Here is an 18,418-nt window from a genome sequence, read left to right on the forward strand (position 1 = left end):
GGGGTTGATCCGAATCTTGTCGATCCCGGCGCAAACACATGCCAGCGCGATCCGGTAGTCGAAGTGGATGTCCGCCACGAGCGGGATCGAAACAGCTTCCTTCACCGCCTCCACCAGCTTCACAGCGGAAATTTCCGGCACCGCCATGCGCAGGATTTCGCATCCGGCGGCCTCCAAAGCCTTGGCCTGCGCGACGCTGCCGGATATGTCGTCCGCGCGGGTATTTAACATCGACTGGATGGCAACGCGATTGCCTCCGCCGATCGTAAGGTTCCCGATTTTCACTGTCCTTGACATAAGACGACTCCTTTTCGCATTAAAACAGCTTTACAATATCATTGAGCGTGACAACCAGCATCAGCCCCATCAGCAGGATGAATCCCGCCGCGTGCACAAATCCCTCATACTTGGGATTGACCGGCCGGCGGATCACCAGCTCGATCAGCAGGAAGATGAGCCTGCCGCCGTCAAGAGCCGGAACCGGCAGAAGATTAAAAACGCCAATGTTGACCGTGATGAACCCCACAAGTGTGAGCAGCGTTTTCAGCCCGGCCGTACTCGCCTGCCCGATCACCGTCGAAACGCCGACCGGCCCGGAAAGCTCCGCAAGTGTAAAGTTGCCGGTGATCAGATTGAGGAAGGAGAGCCACACCTGCCGTACGATTGAAAACATCCACAGCACCGTGTACTGCACACTGTTCAGGAAGGTCTTTTCCGCCGAATAAACATAAAAGTCCAGATTAATAAGCCGCGTCCCGTCCTCGGCCGTGTCCATCTTGAACTGCACCTGGGGAATTTCCAGCTTCTGCCCGTCGCGCAGGACCGTGAAGTCCACAACCCCGTCCCGGTCGCTGATCATCGAAAAGGTGATGTCGTTTGAGGTGAATACGCTGGTGCCGTTGATCTTGAGAATTTTATCGCCCACCATCAATTTTTCGTTGCTCACTGCTGCCGCGCCGTCCGCCGGGTCAGGGTGAAATTCCGAAATGGTGGTCGTGGGCAGCGTTGTGCGCATGCCCACCAGGATTGAAAGGATGATAAAGCCAAGCAACAGGTTCATGATCGCGCCCGCGCAGACGAAGAGAATCCGTTTCCAGAGCATAACATTGCAGAAGGCGCGCGGGTCAGTGCTGTCCTCGTCCTCGCCCTCCACCGAGACATAGCCGCCAACTGGCAGCGCGCGCAGCGAATACTGCGTTTCGCCCTTGTGCCAGGAGAAAAGCGCCGGGCCCATGCCAATGGCGAACTCGTTGACCCGCATCCCGGAGAGCTTGCCGACCGTGAAATGGCCGAGCTCATGGATAAAAATCAACAGTCCGAACACAAGGACCGCCACAATCACCTGAAAAATAACACTCATAAACGTTTCCTCACGATCGATCGATTAAAATTGGGAGAAATGCCTTCCTATCATAGTATTCTTATCTCCCACGGCAATATTCCAAAACCATCTCCCGCGCCTGCCGATCGGTCTCCAATACTTCCTTCAATGTGTAATGCTTTTCCACTTTACATTTAAAATTTTCCAGAACATGCCCTACACAGCGCCCAATCTCCTGGAATTTGATCTTTCCCGCGAGAAACAGCGCCACCGCTTGCTCGTTCGCACCATTGACCGCGCAGGGATACAGCCCGCCGCGCCGGATCGCCTCAATACAGTGCCGCAGGCAGGCAAAGGTTTCAAAATCCGGCTTTTCAAAGGTAAGCTTGCCATAATCGGTGAGTGACAGCCGCTGCACCGCGGTCGGTTCCCGCTGCGGATAGGTCAGCGCATACTGGATCGGGATCACCATATCCGGCACGCCAAGCTGTGCGATCACTGAACCGTCTATGTACTCCACCGCCGAATGGATCACGCTCTGTGGATGGATCACCACTTCGATCTGCTCCGGCATAAGATTAAAGAGCCACATTGCCTCGATGAACTCGAGCCCCTTGTTCATCAGCGTCGCGGAATCGATCGTGATCTTTGCCCCCATTTCCCAGTTCGGATGCTTGAGCGCCTCTTTCACCGTGACATTTTCGAGCTCAGCCGCTGTTTTACCGCGAAACGGCCCGCCCGACGCGGTCAGGATGATCTTCTTGAGTGCTTTGCGGTCGTTGCCCTGCAGCGACTGGAAGATAGCGCTGTGCTCGCTGTCGACCGGCAGAATCTCCACTCCGTTTGCGGCGGCGGTCTCAGTTACGAGCTTCCCGCCTGCGACCAGCGTTTCCTTGTTGGCAAGCGCAACCGTCTTTTTCGCCCCGATCGCCGCCAGCGTTGGCTGTAGACCCACCATACCGACGACTGCATTGCAGACGATATCGTTCTCTGCAAGCTGCGCAGCCTCGCACATGCCTTCCACGCCCGCCAGCAGCCGGATGTCCGTGTCGGCCAACCGCGTTTTCAGATCGGTATAGGCGTTTTTGTCCGAAACGACAACATAGCGAGGGGTAAATTCCCTCGCCTGCTGTTCGAGCAGGTCAACGCTTCTGTTTGCGGCCAGGACGTTGACCCCATATCCCAAGCTTTTGCAGCTTGTCAGTGTCTGGGTTCCGATCGAACCGGTCGAACCCAACAGTGCGATTCTCTTTTTCAAAATACCGCTCACTTCCCAATTAAACGAGTTGCGCCAGCGGCAGGTGCTGGCTGATGATAAAGACCAGCGGGATCACCATGAGCGCGCTGTCGAAGCGGTCCATGACGCCGCCATGCCCGGGCATGATCGAACCGTAATCCTTCACACCGAACTGGCGCTTGATGACCGACGCGGAAAGGTCTCCCAAAATGCTGACCGCCGACAAAAACGGTACAATCGCCAGAAGCCAGCCGTAATGGATACTGATCGGATGTCCAAAATAAGCCGACGCAAGCGAATAGAGCCACATGACCAGCTGGATCATGACCTCCGCAAACATCGCGCCTCCGATAGCGCCTTCCACCGTCTTTTTTGGGCTTATGTAAGGCGCAAGCTTATGCTTTCCAAATGCGCGGCCCGCAAAATAGGCCCCCGTGTCCGAGAGCCATGCGCTGCCCAGTGCGAGCAGCACGTAGAAAATACTCAGGGCAGCGCCCCAGCGGTCGCGCAGATAGACAATGGTCGTCAGCGAAAACGGGATCATGATGCAGAACATGAAGCCCATCGCCACCTGTTCAATGCGGAATGACATATGGTTGCGCAGCAAAATCGAGAAGATCGCAACCACAAAGATATAACAAATCAGGATCAGATTCCGTGCAATCCAGCTCATTGAGATAAAAGGGATAACTGCGGAAAACACCAAAGCAACCGCGGAAAAGAGCCGGTTTGCTTTCCAGCATCCGGTCGCCGCGAGCAGCTCATAAACCGCGATCAGCGCAATCAGCATAATGGCAACGTTGAGCACAGCTGTTTCAAACAGTACCAGAACCAAAAACAATACAACCAGCCCGATTGCGGAACTGATGATTCTTTGCTTCATGAGGGCACTCCAATCTGCCGCACCATTCTATTTATGACGGTCAGGCCCGTGCGTGAGGCTCTGACGAAAGATTGGGGTCAGATACCGCCGAACCGGCGCTCCCGGTTGACATACTCCAAGATTGCCTGATCGAGATATTCCGGTGTGAAATCCGGCCACAAGACATCCATAAAGACCAGTTCCGCATAGGCGGACTGCCAGAGCAGGAAATTCGAGGTGCGCAGTTCCCCGCTTGGCCGGATAATCAGATCCGGATCGGGCTGCCCGGCGGTATACATCGCGCTGGACAGCGCCTGTTCGTCGATCTCGTTTGGCGAGAGCAAACCGTCCGCGCAGCGGCGCGCGAGCTTGCGTACCGCATGCACAATTTCGTCACGTCCGCCGTAATTGAGTGCGATATTGATGTTGATGGCTGTATTATCTCTGCTGCCATCCTCCACCCGCTCCATCATTTCCCGAATGTCCGCGGCCAATGGTCCGCGCTCCCCCAAAAAGCGTATACGGGCATTTTCCTCCTGATGCTTGAACGTTTCAGAAAGGTAACGCCGCAGTAAATCCATAAGCGCCTCGACTTCGTCAGCCGGACGCTTCCAGTTTTCGGTGGAAAAGGCATACACGGTGATGTACTTGATCCCAATACTGCGGCAGTACTGTGCAATCTTTCCAAATACGTCCGCGCCCTGCCGGTGGCCAGCGCTGCGGGGAAGCCCACGCTTCGCCGCCCACCGGCCGTTCCCATCCATTATAAAGCCGATGTGTACCGGCAATTTTTCAGCCGGTACACCAGCCAGCAAAGATTTTGCCATGCGAAGCTCCATTCCATGCGCACGCCGGTACGCCGCGCATGCGTTATATCATAATCAGATCTCGAGGATTTCCTTTTCCTTCTTCGCGGAGATCTCATCGATGCGTTTGCAGAACTTATCGGTCAGCTTCTGAACGTCGTCTTCCAAATCCTTGATCTCGTCCTCGCTGACTTCGCTCGATTTTTTGAGCGCTTTGAACTTCTCATTCGCGTCGCGGCGGATAGAACGGATCGCTACCTTGGCTTCCTCGCCCTGCTTGCGGATCTGTTTACAGATCTCTTTTCTGCGTTCCTCGGTCAGCGGCGGAAACACGATGCGGATCACCGAACCGTCATTGGTTGGGTTGATGCCGATATCCGATGCCTGGATCGCCTTCTCAATCGGTTTCAGTGTGGATTTGTCCCATGGCTGGATGACCAGAATACGCGCTTCCGCGACCGAAATCGCCGCCATCGACTGCACCTGCGTAGGAGTGCCGTAATAATCGACCATAACCTTGTCAAGAACAGCCGGGTTTGCGCGTCCGGCGCGGATGGCCGCGAATTCCTTTTCCAGAACGGCAATAGTTTTTTCCATCTTGTCGTTATACACCTGAACTTTTTCCTTCATGACTTAATCCTCCTTGACTATTGTACCAATTTTTTCACCTTTTATTGCCGAGAGAATGTTATCAGGATTGGAGAGACTGAACACAAGCACCGGGATATGGTTATCCTTACACATCGCAGCAGCGGTGCTGTCCATCACTTTAAGCCCTTTTTCCAGCACCTCCTGGAAGGTGACCTCGTCATATTTGACCGCGTTGGGATAAATATTCGGGTCGCAATCATAGACGCCGTCAACCATGGTCGCCTTCAGGATGATGTCCGCGTCGATTTCCGCCGCGCGCAGCGAAGATGCCGTATCGGTTGAAAAGAACGGATTACCTGTCCCACAGCCGAACACCACAACGCGCCCTTTTTCAAAGTGGCGGATCGCACGGGAACGAATATATGGTTCCGCGATCTGCTGCATGGTGATCGCCGTCTGTACCCGTACCTGGACGCCCTGCGCCTCCAGCGCGTCTGCAATTGCCAGCGAGTTCATCACCGTGGCAAGCATCCCCATATGATCGGCGCGGGTCCGATCCATCTGGCCGCTTGAACGTCCGCGGAAAAAGTTTCCGCCCCCCACGACGATTCCAATCTGTGCGCCAAGATCCACACTTTTTTTGATGCTCTGGCAAATGCGGAACACCACGTCATAATCAAGCCCGATTTTTTTGTCTCCCGCAAGTGCTTCCCCGCTGAGCTTTAAAAGCACCCGCTTATACTTCAGTGGCATGGAATACCTCCATATCGTAAATTTTGTCATAGCAATGGTATACCTATACTAACCTATTTTACAATAACCACAAAATAAAGTAAAGTCTTCCGAGCAAAAAACACAAAAGGTTCCATAAAAATGCTTCCATTCCAGTTGGTATTCCCGGCCTTGGAAAATGCAAAAGCGCCCCCGGCACCAGCTGGGAGCGCTTTGGATCTCAAGTCTTATTTCATCATGCTGGCAACTTCGTCCGCGAAGTTGTCGCTGCGTTTCTCAAGGCCTTCGCCCTTCTCATAACGAACGAAACCGGTAATTTTGATCGAACCGCCCAAAGTCTTTGCCATCTCAGCGGTATACTGACCGACGGTCATATCACCATTCTTAACAAACGCCTGGTCGACGAGGCAGTTCTCTTTATAATATTTGCTGATTCTGCCGTCAACCATTTTGGCGATGATCTGCGCAGGTTTGTTCTTAAGCTTTTCATCGTTCTGGATCTGAGCGGTGAGGATTTCCTTCTCCTTCTCAATCACTTCAGCCGGAACCGAAGCTTCATCCAGATAAGCCGGGCTCAGCGCGGCAATCTGCATCGCGACATCCTTCGCATACTCGGTAAAGCCATCTTTACCGGCCACATCGGTGTCGAAGGTGACCATAACGCCGATTCTGCCGCCACCATGCACATAGGTGACAACATCGCCTTCCGCGTAAATGAAGCGGCGGATCTTCATATTCTCACCGATGGTAAGAATCTTGTCACGCAACTCCTCTTCGACAGTCATGGAAGACCCAACCATCTGCATCTGCATCAGCGCGTCGACGTCTGCGGGCTTATTGGCCGCGACAGTTTTCGCGCAGGCAGTGACAAACTCCATAAACTTCTCGTTCTTGGCGACAAAATCGGTTTCAGAGTTGACTTCGATCACAACGCCGACCTTGGTCGCGTCGTCGACCATCGCAAGTACAACGCCTTCGGCGGCGATTCTGCCGGATTTTTTCGCGGCAGCCGCCAAGCCCTTTTCACGGAGCACTTCAATTGCTTTATCCATATCGCCGTCGGTCGCGGTGAGCGCTTTTTTGCACTCCATCATGCCAACGCCGGTTTTCTCTCTGAGCGCCTGTACATCTTTTGCAGTAAATGCCATTTTGCATAACCTCCGTATTCGTTTCGATTAAAGTTATTATTCGGCAGCTTCGTCGGTTTCATTCTCTTTTGCTTCCGCTTCTTCCGGAGCAGCGCTCATATCGCCCTGACGGCCTTCAATGATCGCGTCCGCAATGGTGGCGGAAAGCAGCTTGACGGCGCGGATCGCATCGTCATTGCCGGGAATAACATAATCGATTTCGTCCGGATCGCAGTTGGTGTCAACGATCGCAACAATGGGGATACCGAGTTTGCGGGCTTCCGCAACCGCGATCTTCTCTTTGCGCGGGTCAACAATGAAGAGCGCCGCCGGCAGTCTCTTCATCTCTTTGATGCCGCCCAGGAATTTTTCGAGTTTCTCGATCTCAAGCTCGAGCTTGATGACTTCTTTCTTCGGCAGACGGTCAAAGGTGCCGTCCTCTTCCATCTTGCGCAGCTGAGCAAGACGCTCGATCCTGCGGCGGATGGTCTTGAAGTTGGTGAGCATGCCGCCGAGCCAGCGGGCATTTACATAGTAAGCTCCCGCGCGGGTCGCTTCCTCGCGGACCGAATCTCCGGCCTGTTTTTTGGTTCCGACAAACAGGACATTTCCGCCGTTCGCAGCCAGGTCGCGCACGAACATATAAGCCTCGTCCAGTTTCTTGACGGTCTTCTGCAGGTCGATGATATAGATGCCGTTACGCTCGGTGAAGATGTAACGCGCCATTTTGGGGTTCCACCGCCGGGTCTGATGACCGAAGTGTACGCCTGCCTCCAGAAGTTGTTTCATTGATACTACGCCCATGATAAATTCCTCTCTTTCGGTTATTTTTCCGCCACCATGCATCCGCTCGCCTTATCATCCCGAAACGTCCGGGACACCCGACAAGACAATCGCACGGTGTGTGTTTTGCAGGTAATCTCTACATACCAGCCGTAATATATTACCACAAAAAGAGGAAACATGCAAGTGCCAATTTAAAAAAAATTCCGCCGTCCGGTTTTCGTGCTAATCCTCGGTCAGAATATGAAAGAACCCGCCTCCGGACTTTTTATGCTCCTCACGGCTTGGCGGAAGCACATGGTTCACCAGGATGGTGTCCTCCCCGATCACTTCGATATCCTCCCACGGGATAATAATATCTTCTTCCCGCCCAAGAATTCCGAAAAACCGGAGCTTTCCCCTGATCACGATCGAATTGACCCCGGCACTCACCGTATCGATCTCCACATCGTCCACATATCCGAGTTTACAGCCGTTTCGGACATTGATCACATACTTGCTGCGCAAATCACCCAGCCTGCAAAACATCATGGCCCCTCCTTTTATCATGCAAAAAATGCAAAAAATTCCATTACAGTATATGCTGGGGCAAAGTAGAATAGAGCTGTTTCTGGTAATTTGACTTTTTTCTGGAAATGCCATATGATAATCGCGCTATAAATATTGAAGAGGTGTTGCATTTGCAAAGAGAGAAATTTTCTTCCCGCCTTGGCTTTCTGCTGATCTCGGCGGGCTGTGCCATCGGGCTTGGAAATGTCTGGCGCTTTCCATATATCACCGGACAGTACGGCGGTGCGGCATTTGTACTGATCTATCTGTTTTTCCTGGTGGTGCTCGGCCTGCCGATCATGGTGATGGAATTTTCAGTCGGCCGGGCCAGCCAGAAGAGCGCCGCGCTTTCCTTCCACGTGCTGGAACCTAAGGGTACCAAATGGCATTGGTACAGTTACGGAGCCATGGCCGGGAATTATCTGCTGATGATGTTCTACACCACCGTCTGTGGCTGGATGATCATCTATTTCTTCAAGATGGCCGCGGGGGAATTTTCCGGAAAAAACCCGGAGGAGGTCGGCGCGGTTTTCAATGCCATGCTTGCACAGCCGGTCCTTATGACCATATGCATGATCACGGTTGTACTGATCGGTTTCGGCGTTTGCTCGATGGGGCTCAAAAACGGCGTTGAACGGATCACAAAGGTCATGATGAGCTGTCTGCTGGTTGTCATCCTTTGCCTTGTTGTGCGTTCGGTCACATTGCCCGGCGCTTCCGAGGGCCTGCGTTTTTATCTGATGCCCGATTTCAGCAAAATTTCCGAACAGGGGACTGGGACGGTCATCTATGCCGCCATGGGGCAGGCGTTCTTCACGCTGAGCCTCGGCATCGGCGCGATGGCGATCTTCGGCAGTTACATCGGCCGCGACCGCTCGCTGACCGGGGAATCGATCAATATCACCCTGCTCGACACCTTTGTGGCACTGATGTCCGGCCTTGTAATTTTTCCCGCCTGTTCGGCCTTCCAGGTCGATCCGGGCCAGGGGCCCGGCCTTGTGTTCATCACCCTGCCGAATATTTTCAACGCAATGCCCGGCGGACGGCTTTGGGGAAGCCTGTTCTTCATGTTCCTGACCTTTTCGGCCTTCTCCACCATCATCGCCGTATTTGAAAATATCGTTTCTTTCGCTATGGATCTATGGCACTGGCCGCGCAAAAAAGCCGTTCTCTTCAATATCGCCGCAATTATTCTGCTATCGATGCCCTGTGTGCTCGGCTTCAACCTATGGAGCGATTTCGCGCCCTTCGGCGCAGGTTCGACAATCCAGGACCTCGAAGATTTCATCATCAGCAATAATCTGCTCCCAATCGGATCGCTCATTTACCTGCTTTTCTGTACCTCCCGGTACGGCTGGGGATGGAAAAATTTCCTGGCGGAAGCGGACCAGGGCGATGGGATCAAGTTTCCTGCCTGGACGCGCTGTTATGTCAGTTATATCCTGCCGCTGATTGTCCTTGTGATTTTTCTGCAGGGGTATAACGAAAAATTCCAGCTGCTCAATAAGCTGTCCGCCCTGTTCCATTGATCTGCAAAAATGCCCGGCCAATGGCCGGGCATTTTTCTCTTTGCCGCATGTTTCATATGCGCAGCTGAATTCAGATGTGCTTTTTGATCCAGTCGAGCGCGCCTTTTTCCAACCGGGAAACCTGTGCCTGTGAAATACCGATTTCCTTTGCGACTTCCATCTGGGTTTTGCCCACAAAAAAACGAAGGCTTAAAATCCGCTTTTCCCGCTCCCCCAGGCTTTTCATCGCTTCCTTGATCGCGATTTCATCCATCCAATCGCTTTCGCCGTCTCGATCCCCCACCTGATCCATCACGAAGATCGTGTCGCCTCCATCCGAATAGACCGGTTCATACAGGGACATCGGCTCGACAATCGCTTCGAGCGCGAGTACGACCTCCTCTTTTTTCACACCCATTTCGGCGGCGATCTCATCCACAGTCGGTTCCTTTGCATTGCGTCCGATCAGCGCTTCCTTCGCCTGCATCGCTTTATAGGCCATATCCCGCAGCGAACGGCTGACGCGGACCGAATTGTTGTCCCGCAGATGCCGCCGGATCTCGCCGATGATCATCGGGACCCCATAGGTGGAAAAACGGACATTCTGGTTCGGGTCGAAATTATCAATGGCTTTGATGAGTCCAATGCAGCCCACCTGGAACAGATCGTCCAGATTTTCACCGCGATTGGTGAATTTCTGCACCACCGAAAGCACCAGGCGCAGGTTCCCGCTGATCATTTCATCCCGTGCTCTTTCGTCTCCCTCCCGGATGCGTTTTAAAAGCTCTATCTTCTCCTTTTCCTTCAATACGGGCAATTTTGAAGTATTGATTCCGCAGATTTCCACTTTATTATAGTACACGTTCCCGCACCCCATCCACCAATTATCTTTACAGAATCTAGTATGGACGGGGTCCAAATCAAACATACAGCATTTACAGCTTACCAATAATTACCCAAAAGGCCCGCATGATTTTCCATACGGGCCTTTTGGGTAATTATTGGTTTATATAATCTTTTCCAGTTCTTTTTTCAGCTTTTTGATGATCCGTTTTTCCAACCGAGAAATATACGATTGGGAAATCCCGATGATATCCGCCACTTCCTTCTGCGTTTTTTCCTCCTGCCCGCAGAGCCCAAACCGCATCTGCATGATCATCCGCTCGCGGTCTGAAAGATGTTCGACAGCGCCGAGCAGTAGGTTTTTCTCGGCTTCATCCTCGATTGGGCGGTTGATACTGTCAGGATCAGTGCCGAGGATATCCGAAAGAAGCAGCTCATTGCCGTCCCAGTCGATGTTGAGCGGCTCGTCGATCGATATTTCATTTTTGTGCGACGCATTTTTGCGCAGGTGCATCAGGATTTCATTTTCAATACAGCGGGAAGCATAAGTTGCCAGTTTGATATTTTTCTGCGGGCAGAAGGTGTTGACCGCCTTGATCAGCCCGATTGTCCCGATGGAAATGAGATCTTCCACACAGATGCCGGTCGATTCAAATTTCTTCGCAATGTAGACGACCAGCCGCAGATTATGTACTGTAAGCGTTTCCTTCGCGGATTCATCATTCTGTTCCAGCCGGGCAAAAACCTTTTTTTCCTCCTCCTTGGAAAGCGGAGCGGGCAAGGTCTCCGGTCCATTGATATAGTAGATCCCGCGGCCCAGCCGCAGGCGCCACAGCAACGCCCTGATGCGGTCTGCCAAATATCGGGCCCATCCGATTTTAAAGACTGTCATTGCTAAAATCCACCTTTCCCTGTTGCCTGATGCAAAATTCAGCCGCGATCCACAAGCTGCGGATTTAAAAGCGCTTGGTACTCCCCGCCAATCGGCTCGCGGCTGGACGCGATATAGACATCGGAGGTCTTGATCTGTTTTCCATCCCCGACGATGGTGACCTCATCCGGATGAAATCCTTCAAGCGTCCCCTGCCCGGTCACGGTCAAACAGGGGATCACCCGGAAGCTGACGCTTTCATCCGGCCTCACCTTCCCGGCCAGTTCCCGGTCGCAGACAATCACTGGCGCGCCGGAAAACGGTTCCCTGAGGCTGCTTCCGGTATCCGCCAGACCTTTGAAGGACACCGTTTTCCCACTTACCGAAACGGTCACATCGTAGAGTTTCTTCTCATGCGTACGGCCGGCGAAGAGCTTCTCCAGCAGGCTCAGCAGCAGATAGGCCGCCGTGGTCGAAAAAATCAGCATAAGCGCCGAGATATCGAAATAGACCACTCCGTTATAAAAAAGCATCCCAGCCGGCGCAAGGAAAAAGGACACCGCCAGCAGAAATCCCGCAAAGATAAAACTGACCGCGAAAGTCATGAGCAACGCTTTTAAAAAGCGCTGCCATGGCCTTGCGCCAAACGCTGTCGCGGCCATTGCAGCGGCAAGCAGCAGCTTATAAAGCGCCTGGAACCAAACGCCGATATAAGGCAGAAAGATGATGAGCGAACCAAACGCGCCCAGCAATGCGGCAAAAAAGAGCCGCCGCCTGCGCATGACCAGGCCGAGCAGCTTGCCGGATGCGAGCAGGAGCAGGAGATTTATGATATAATTCACCACCACAAGCACATCCGCATAAACTGTCATACCGAACGCCATCCTTCCGTCTAGTCCACAAACTATATTATAGGTACCGGACAAGTTTTCTTTCTGTCGAAACAAGCAGACGAGAAATATTCTCTGCTAACAAGAAAGACGCGTCCTGCATAGAATGAGAAGGAACAGCGAATGTATCTTCCATTGTGAGCTGTACCTTATCTATACATTAATTCTGAACAAAAGGTGTGATTATTTTATGGCTTGTTGTTGTAACAACAGGTGTCAGTGCGGATGCCACTGCGTTTGCAATTGTAATTGCAACTGTAACTGCCGCAAAAGGACCTGTATGAACTGCAAAATCACCCCCGTGAGCGGATGCCCTGACAAAAGCGAAGGGCTCAACTGTGAATGGTATCCAATCTATGAGGATGGCTGCGGCTGCGGTCCCGACCGTCCGCTGCGCCTGTGCTGCGACCAGGACGGCTGCTGCGGACTTTTCCCGGAGGCTTGCCGCAATACCTTCTGGCCCGATTTTGCGCATCCCCGTTGGCTCTGCTGCCAGGATCTTTACTGCGCAGCCAGAAAGTCGAATAAACCCTGTCCCTGCCAGACCGCGTGAAGGCGAAAAAGGCCGGCGGAAACAAATGTTTCCGCCGGCCTTTTTCTTTATCATTTCTGATTTCGTTTGACCCAGCTGAGCAGCCCGTTCGCATCGATGATTTCCTTGATAAATGCCGGGAACGGAATTGCTGTGTAGCTTTCATTTTTGGTGAGGTTTTTGATCACACCGGTGTCAAAGTCCACCTCAACCCGGTCGCCGTTTTCAATCGCGTCGCTGGCCGCCTCGCATTCCAGGATCGGCAGGCCGATATTGATCGCATTGCGGTAGAAGATCCGCGCGAAGGTCTTTGCGATAACGCAGGAAACCCCGTTCTCCTTGATGACCATCGGAGCGTGTTCCCGCGAGGACCCGCAGCCAAAGTTGAATCCGCCGATCATGATATCCCCGGGCCTTACCTTTTTGACGAATTCCCTGTCGATATCCTCCATGCAGTGGTCCGCGAGCTCCCTGCGGTCGGAGATGTTGAGACAACGCGCCGGGATGATCACATCGGTATCGATGTTGTCTCCATATTTATGGACTGTTCCTACTGCTTTCATTCTGACCGCCTCCTCAAACTTTTTCAGGATCTGCAATTTTCCCTGCAACAGCGCTCGCGGCGGCAACCGCCGGGGACGCAAGGTATACTTCCGATTTTACATGGCCCATCCTGCCGACAAAGTTGCGGTTGGTCGTCGCCACGCACCGCTCGCCCTCCGCCAGGATTCCCATATATCCGCCGAGGCATGGACCGCAGGTCGGTGTGGAGATGGCGCAGCCTGCCTCCAGGAAGATATCAAAGTAACCTGCATGCATCGCCTCGCGGTAGATCTGCTGGGTTCCGGGGATGACGATGCAGCGTACATTTTTCGCAAGCTTTTTCCCCTTCAGAATCTCTGCCGCCGCCGCGAGGTCACTGAGCCTCCCGTTGGTACAGGACCCGATAACCACCTGGTCGATCGCGACGTCTCCGACCTCGTCGATGGTCTTTGTGTTCTCCGGCAGATGCGGGAAGGAAACGGTCGGGCGCAGCGCCGAAAGGTCGATATCAATGACCCGCTCATATTCCGCGTCAGGGTCGGGCGTGAAGATCTCAAAAGTCCGATTGACACGGCCTTTTTCATAGGCCAGTGTCACTTCGTCGACTTCGAAGATGCCGTTTTTGCCACCCGCTTCGATCGCCATATTCGCCATGGTGAGACGGTCATCGATCGAAAGGTTCCCAAGCCCCGCCCCGCCGAACTCCATCGATTTGTAGAGCGCCCCGTCCACGCCGATCATGCCGATGATGTGCAGGATGACGTCCTTGCCGCTCACCCATTTGCCCGGCTTTCCGGTCAGATTGAATCGGATTGCGGACGGGACCTTGAACCAGCCTTTTCCGGTCGCCATCGCGGCGGCCATATCGGTCGAGCCGAAGCCGGTCGAAAAAGCGCCAAGCGCGCCGTAAGTGCAGGTGTGGCTGTCCGCGCCGACCACCAGCTCGCCCGGGGCAACCAGGCCCTTTTCCGGCAGAAGCGCATGTTCGATGCCCATTTCGCCCACGTCGAAATAGTTTACCACATCGTATTTGTTCGCGAACTCCCGGCAGCGTTTAGAAAGCTGCGCCGCCTTGATATCCTTGTTCGGGGTGAAGTGGTCGAGCACGATTGCGATGCCGGATTTGCTGTAGATACTGTCGAAACCATACTTTTCAAACTCATCGATCGCCACCGGCGTGGTGATGTCATTGCCGAGCACCAGGTCGATATCCGCGTTGATCAGCTGTCCCGCCACAACCGATTCGAGGCCCGCTTTTTTCGCCAGAATTTTCTGGCTCATGGTCATTCCCATTTTTCTCGCTCCTTTTGCGCTTATTTCCCGGAAAGATCGGCCTTCACGTTGCCGGAAAGCGCGATCGCTTTATTGATTGCGTTGATATAGCTGCGGATACTTGCCTCCAGGATATCTGGGGAAAGCCCGCGCCCAGTGACAAGGTTGCCTTCACAGGTGATCTTGCTGATCGCCTCTCCCAGCGCGTCTTCGCCCTCGGTAACCGCCTGAATGGTCCAGTTTTCGAGTTTGGTCTGGCGCTTTACAATCCGGTCGATCGCCTTGAACGCCGCGTCAATCGGGCCTTCTCCGCGCGCCACATGTTCAAATTCCTCCCCGTCCTTGACAAGCCGCACCACAGCAGTCGCCGAGATGACTGTACCGGAATTGATGACAAAACTCTTAAGCGAATAGGTTTGTTTGACGTCGTTGACGGCGGTCGCGCTGATAAGCGCCTCGATGTCGCGGTCGGTGATGTCCTTTTTGCGGTCGGCCAGCACCTTGAAGCGCTCGAACGCCGCCGCGATGTCCTCCTCGCTCATCCTGTAACCCAGCTCGGAGATGCGGTCGGCAAAAGCATGTTTGCCGGAATGCTTGCCCAAAACCATCGTGTTCTTGTTGACGCCAACGTCCTCCGGCTGCATGATCTCGTAGGTTTCGCGGTTGGCCAGCACGCCGTGCTGATGGATACCGCTTTCATGTGCGAAAGCGTTCGCGCCGACAATCGATTTATTGGGCGCGATCGGCACGCCGGTGATGGTGGAAAGCAGCTTGCTGGTGCGGTAAATCTGCTTGGTGTCGATTCCTGTTTCGGCATCGTAATAGTCGCGGCGGGGCTTAATGCCCATGACAATCTCTTCGAGCGCCGCGTTACCGGCACGTTCACCAATTCCGTTGATGGTACATTCGAGCTGGGTGGCCCCCGCCTTGACACAGGCGAGCGATGTGGCCACCGCGAGCCCCAGATCGTCGTGGTTATGCACTGAAATGTCCACATGCGGGTTCTGCAGATGGGATTTGATGTAAAAGACCAGGTCGTACATCTCGGTTGGCGTCGCATAGCCGGTGGTGTCTGGGATATTGATGGTGGTTGCACCGGCCGCAATCGCCGTGTCGAACACCCGCACCAGGAAATCTCGATCACTGCGGGAAGCGTCCTCGGCGGAAAACTCAATGTCGCTGCAGAGACTTCGGGCAAATCGGACCATGTACGCCACCCGTTCAACCACCTGCTCCCGGGTCATCTTGAGCTTATACTGCATGTGGATGTCGCTGGTCGCGATAAAAACATGGACCCGCGGGGATTCGGAGAATTTCACCGCGTCGTAGGCGCGCTGGATATCCCCTTCAACGCTGCGTGCGAGTCCGGCTACCGTGCAGTTCTTCACGGTCTGGGAAATCTGTTTGACCGATTCAAAATCATCCGGCGAAGATACCGGGAACCCCGCTTCAATGATATCCACGCCCAGCCGTTCAAGCTGGCGCGCCATCTCGAGCTTCTCCTTCAGATTCATGCTGCAGCCGGGCGATTGCTCGCCGTCGCGCAGGGTCGTGTCAAAGATTTTAATTTTCTGGCTCATGTCGTTCACCTTTCTTCTTTTCGTTCGTTCTTTGTTTCGCAGCCGAAAAAAGGTTTTCACCCAAAGCGTGGCGGTAAACAAAAAAACCTTCGTCTCTTTAGAAGAGACGAAGGTTTTAAAAACTTCCGTGGTACCACTCTTGTTGACCGGAAAACCGGCCCGCTCGGCCGCATCTAACAATGCGCTCTCAAGATAACGGTGAGATACCGTCCACACCTACTTGCCGCACGGCTTTTGGCTGGAAGCTCAGGGGCGAGTTATACGCACATCCGCGGTACTGCCTTGCACCATCCGGCAGCTCTCTGCGACACGCTGGGTGTGTTTTGTTCCCCGTCATAGCCTTTGGGATATTGATCTTGGTTGCTATCATAACGCTGGAAAAAGAATTTGTCAAGCGTTATTTTTAAAAATTCTGTCAGGAGCGTTTCAGGATTTTGGCCAGCGGCTTTCCGACGGTCAGTGTCAGAAAGGTTGCAATCGCAGCCTCGATCGTACCGGAAACCGCGATCACACCGATGATCATCTTAAAAAGCGCGGAAAAATCGATCCCCTTGGCAGCAGCATACCGCTTGCCAAAAAAGATATAGATTCCCGCCATAACCAGCACCGTATTGGTAAGCGACCCCAAAAGCCCCGCGCCGATAAACGCCGGAAGGTCGCTTTTGGGCCAGAGCTTTACAAGCCCCCGAAAAACATATGCCGCAACAATCCCAATGCAGATCCGCGGAACCATCGCCACCACAATACTCCAGAAATTCCCCAGCATTGGCGTAAAGACAAACGAAGTGAGGGTTGGCGCGGTAGTGTTTGACAAAATACTCATAAGGCCCATCAGTCCGCCGAGAACCCCGCCCGCCATCGGGCCGAGCAGCACGCCGCCCAAAATGACCGGAACGTGCATAATCGTCGCCTTGATGACCGGCGTCTGGATGAAGCCGAGCGGCGTGATGCCGAGAAGGATGGTCAGCGCGGCAAGCAGGCCAAGCATCGTCAGATATTTCGTGGATGAAAATTTACCCGCCATAACCGCGCCTCCCGCATCTTTATCGCTATCGCTGTTTCCCGTCAGCCCAACAGGACCTTATGGTAAACCTTCTTACCCTTTTTGAGAATCACATGACCTTTTCCGAACGCGTCGGCAGCTACAGCTTCCGCAAAGTCAGAAACCTTTACATCATCGACAGAGATACCGCCCTGCTGGATCAGGCGCTTGGCTTCGCCCTTTGACGGCGCCAGACCGGACTTTACAAGCAGGTCGACCACACTGATCTTCCCATCCGCAAAATCGGAAGCGGAGATTGTGGTGGACGGCATGTCATCGCTTGAGGTTCCCGCGCCGAACAGCGCGCGCGCGGCGTCGAGCGCCTTCTGGGCCTCGGTTTCGCCGTGGACCATCTTACAGAGTTCAAAGGCAAGGATCTCCTTCGCCTTGTTGAGCTCGCTGCCTTCCCACTTTTCCATCGCTTCGATCTCTTCGACCGGCAGGAAAGTGAGCAGCTTGAGGCAGTTCACAACATCGTCGTCCCCGACGTTTCTCCAGTACTGGAAAAACTCGTAAGGGGAGGTCTTATTGGGATCGAGCCAGACGGCGCCGTTTTCGGTCTTGCCCATCTTCTTGCCCTCTTTGGTGGTGAGCAGCGTGAAGGTCATCCCATAGACCTCGTCGCCGGTCACGCGTCGGGTCAGATCGATCCCGCCCAGGATATTGGCCCACTGGTCGTTGCCGCCGACCTCCAACATGCAGCCGTAATCACGGTGCAGCTTTAAGAAGTCGTAGCTCTGCATGATCATATAGTTAAATTCCAGGAAGGAGAGCCCGCGTTCGAGGCGTGTCTTGACGCTGTCCATCGTGAGCATCTGGTTGACCGAGAAATAGACGCCGACATCGCGCAAAAGCTCGATATAGTTCAGTTTGAGGAGCCAGTCGCCGTTTCTGAGCATCAGCGCCTTGCCGTCCGAGAAGTCAATAAATTTCTCCATCTGGCGCTTGAAACATTCAGCGTTATAATTGATCTCCTCAGGGGTGAGCATCTTGCGCATATCGGTGCGGCCGGTCGGGTCGCCGACCATGGTCGTGCCGGTGCCCAGCAGGGCGATCGGACGGTGTCCCGCAAGCTGCAGGCGGCGCATCACGACCAGCTGAAGAAAATGGCCGACATGCAGGCTGTCCGCGGTTGCGTCGAACCCGATATAGAAGGTCACCTTCTCCTTATTGAGAAGTTCCTCAATCTTTTCCGGGTGCGTCATCTGCGCGATCAGGCCGCGTCGGGTTAATTCTTCGAAAACTGTCATCGATCTTTCTCCTTGTAATTTCAATTTCATTGGCACACTGTTTCACGTTAATGTGCGAAACGGCACCCATAGTATAACA

20 protein-coding genes and 1 other annotated feature are annotated in these 18,418 nt (G+C 53.7%); of the genes, 2 read left to right on the forward strand and 18 right to left on the reverse strand.

Annotated elements, in window-relative coordinates; translation table 11 throughout:
• The 10 genes from DWV16_RS19495 to DWV16_RS02620 form a co-directional block, all read right to left on the reverse strand.
• On the reverse strand, positions 1–297 hold a 297-nt coding region (locus tag DWV16_RS19495), incomplete at its 3' end, for a flavodoxin-dependent (E)-4-hydroxy-3-methylbut-2-enyl-diphosphate synthase (protein ID WP_243007261.1).
• A gap of 19 nt (positions 298–316) precedes the next feature.
• Entirely contained in the window at positions 317–1,360 is a 1,044-nt protein-coding gene (locus DWV16_RS02580; RefSeq protein WP_118477716.1) for an RIP metalloprotease, read from the reverse strand.
• 61 nt (positions 1,361–1,421) lie between these two features.
• Positions 1,422–2,579: a 1-deoxy-D-xylulose-5-phosphate reductoisomerase gene (locus DWV16_RS02585; protein WP_118477717.1), complete on the reverse strand. Its 1,158-nt coding sequence runs from the start codon at positions 2,577–2,579 to the stop codon at positions 1,422–1,424.
• Positions 2,580–2,598: 19 nt separating this feature from the next.
• Positions 2,599–3,441, reverse strand: coding sequence for a phosphatidate cytidylyltransferase (locus tag DWV16_RS02590; protein ID WP_066459495.1), 843 nt, complete (start codon positions 3,439–3,441; stop codon positions 2,599–2,601).
• A 77-nt stretch (positions 3,442–3,518) separates the two neighbouring features.
• Positions 3,519–4,247: an isoprenyl transferase gene (locus tag DWV16_RS02595; RefSeq protein ID WP_066459494.1), complete on the reverse strand. Its 729-nt coding sequence runs from the start codon at positions 4,245–4,247 to the stop codon at positions 3,519–3,521.
• A 54-nt stretch (positions 4,248–4,301) separates the two neighbouring features.
• The gene (gene frr, locus DWV16_RS02600) at positions 4,302–4,856 is read right to left on the reverse strand and encodes a ribosome recycling factor (RefSeq protein WP_066459489.1); all 555 of its coding nucleotides are present in this window, start codon (positions 4,854–4,856) and stop codon (positions 4,302–4,304) included.
• A gap of 3 nt (positions 4,857–4,859) precedes the next feature.
• The gene (pyrH, locus tag DWV16_RS02605) at positions 4,860–5,570 is read right to left on the reverse strand and encodes a UMP kinase (protein ID WP_066459488.1); all 711 of its coding nucleotides are present in this window, start codon (positions 5,568–5,570) and stop codon (positions 4,860–4,862) included.
• A gap of 206 nt (positions 5,571–5,776) precedes the next feature.
• Positions 5,777–6,697 (reverse strand): translation elongation factor Ts, encoded by a 921-nt coding sequence (gene tsf, locus DWV16_RS02610; protein ID WP_066459487.1) that lies wholly within the window; start codon positions 6,695–6,697, stop codon positions 5,777–5,779.
• A gap of 36 nt (positions 6,698–6,733) precedes the next feature.
• Entirely contained in the window at positions 6,734–7,480 is a 747-nt protein-coding gene (gene rpsB, locus DWV16_RS02615; protein ID WP_066460477.1) for a 30S ribosomal protein S2, read from the reverse strand.
• Positions 7,481–7,684: 204 nt separating this feature from the next.
• Entirely contained in the window at positions 7,685–7,987 is a 303-nt protein-coding gene (locus tag DWV16_RS02620) for a YlmC/YmxH family sporulation protein (protein ID WP_079988293.1), read from the reverse strand.
• 107 nt (positions 7,988–8,094) lie between these two features.
• Here DWV16_RS02620 and DWV16_RS02625 point away from each other — a divergent pair, with 107 nt between their 5' ends.
• A complete protein-coding gene (locus DWV16_RS02625; protein WP_118477718.1) occupies positions 8,095–9,537 on the forward strand; it encodes a sodium-dependent transporter in 1,443 nt (480 codons plus the stop codon).
• A 70-nt stretch (positions 9,538–9,607) separates the two neighbouring features.
• Here the strand turns inward: DWV16_RS02625 and sigG are convergent, their stop codons facing one another.
• From sigG to DWV16_RS02640, 3 genes are all read right to left on the reverse strand, one after another.
• Positions 9,608–10,378 carry an RNA polymerase sporulation sigma factor SigG gene (gene sigG, locus DWV16_RS02630; RefSeq protein ID WP_199719756.1) on the reverse strand — a complete coding sequence of 257 codons (771 nt, stop codon included), beginning with the start codon at positions 10,376–10,378 and terminating at the stop codon, positions 9,608–9,610.
• A 144-nt stretch (positions 10,379–10,522) separates the two neighbouring features.
• Positions 10,523–11,251, reverse strand: coding sequence for an RNA polymerase sporulation sigma factor SigE (gene sigE, locus DWV16_RS02635; RefSeq protein ID WP_118477719.1), 729 nt, complete (start codon positions 11,249–11,251; stop codon positions 10,523–10,525).
• 38 nt (positions 11,252–11,289) lie between these two features.
• Positions 11,290–12,102 carry a sigma-E processing peptidase SpoIIGA gene (locus DWV16_RS02640; RefSeq protein ID WP_158572758.1) on the reverse strand — a complete coding sequence of 271 codons (813 nt, stop codon included), beginning with the start codon at positions 12,100–12,102 and terminating at the stop codon, positions 11,290–11,292.
• A 298-nt stretch (positions 12,103–12,400) separates the two neighbouring features.
• On the opposite strand from DWV16_RS02640, the gene DWV16_RS02645 reads away from it, so the two are divergent.
• Entirely contained in the window at positions 12,401–12,673 is a 273-nt protein-coding gene (locus tag DWV16_RS02645) for a hypothetical protein (protein WP_118477721.1), read from the forward strand.
• Between the two features lie 50 nt (positions 12,674–12,723).
• On the opposite strand, the gene leuD is transcribed toward DWV16_RS02645, so the two are convergent.
• From leuD to tyrS, 5 genes are all read right to left on the reverse strand, one after another.
• Entirely contained in the window at positions 12,724–13,215 is a 492-nt protein-coding gene (gene leuD / locus DWV16_RS02650; RefSeq protein WP_066459474.1) for a 3-isopropylmalate dehydratase small subunit, read from the reverse strand.
• 13 nt (positions 13,216–13,228) lie between these two features.
• Complete coding sequence (gene leuC, locus DWV16_RS02655; RefSeq protein WP_118477722.1) at positions 13,229–14,488, reverse strand: 3-isopropylmalate dehydratase large subunit; 1,260 nt, start codon at positions 14,486–14,488, stop codon at positions 13,229–13,231.
• Between the two features lie 20 nt (positions 14,489–14,508).
• On the reverse strand, positions 14,509–16,047 hold the full coding sequence (locus DWV16_RS02660; protein WP_118477825.1) for a 2-isopropylmalate synthase: 1,539 nt from the start codon (positions 16,045–16,047) through the stop codon (positions 14,509–14,511).
• A 99-nt stretch (positions 16,048–16,146) separates the two neighbouring features.
• Positions 16,147–16,393, reverse strand: a binding site (T-box leader).
• Positions 16,394–16,462: 69 nt separating this feature from the next.
• Positions 16,463–17,071: an ECF transporter S component gene (locus tag DWV16_RS02665; protein ID WP_118477723.1), complete on the reverse strand. Its 609-nt coding sequence runs from the start codon at positions 17,069–17,071 to the stop codon at positions 16,463–16,465.
• A 41-nt stretch (positions 17,072–17,112) separates the two neighbouring features.
• Positions 17,113–18,339 carry a tyrosine--tRNA ligase gene (gene tyrS, locus DWV16_RS02670; protein WP_118477724.1) on the reverse strand — a complete coding sequence of 409 codons (1,227 nt, stop codon included), beginning with the start codon at positions 18,337–18,339 and terminating at the stop codon, positions 17,113–17,115.
• Between the last annotated feature and the right edge of the window lie 79 nt (positions 18,340–18,418).

Source organism: Anaerotruncus sp. AF02-27 (genome assembly GCF_003465835.1).
GTDB classification, from domain to species: Bacteria; Bacillota; Clostridia; order Oscillospirales; family Ruminococcaceae; genus Anaerotruncus; species Anaerotruncus rubiinfantis.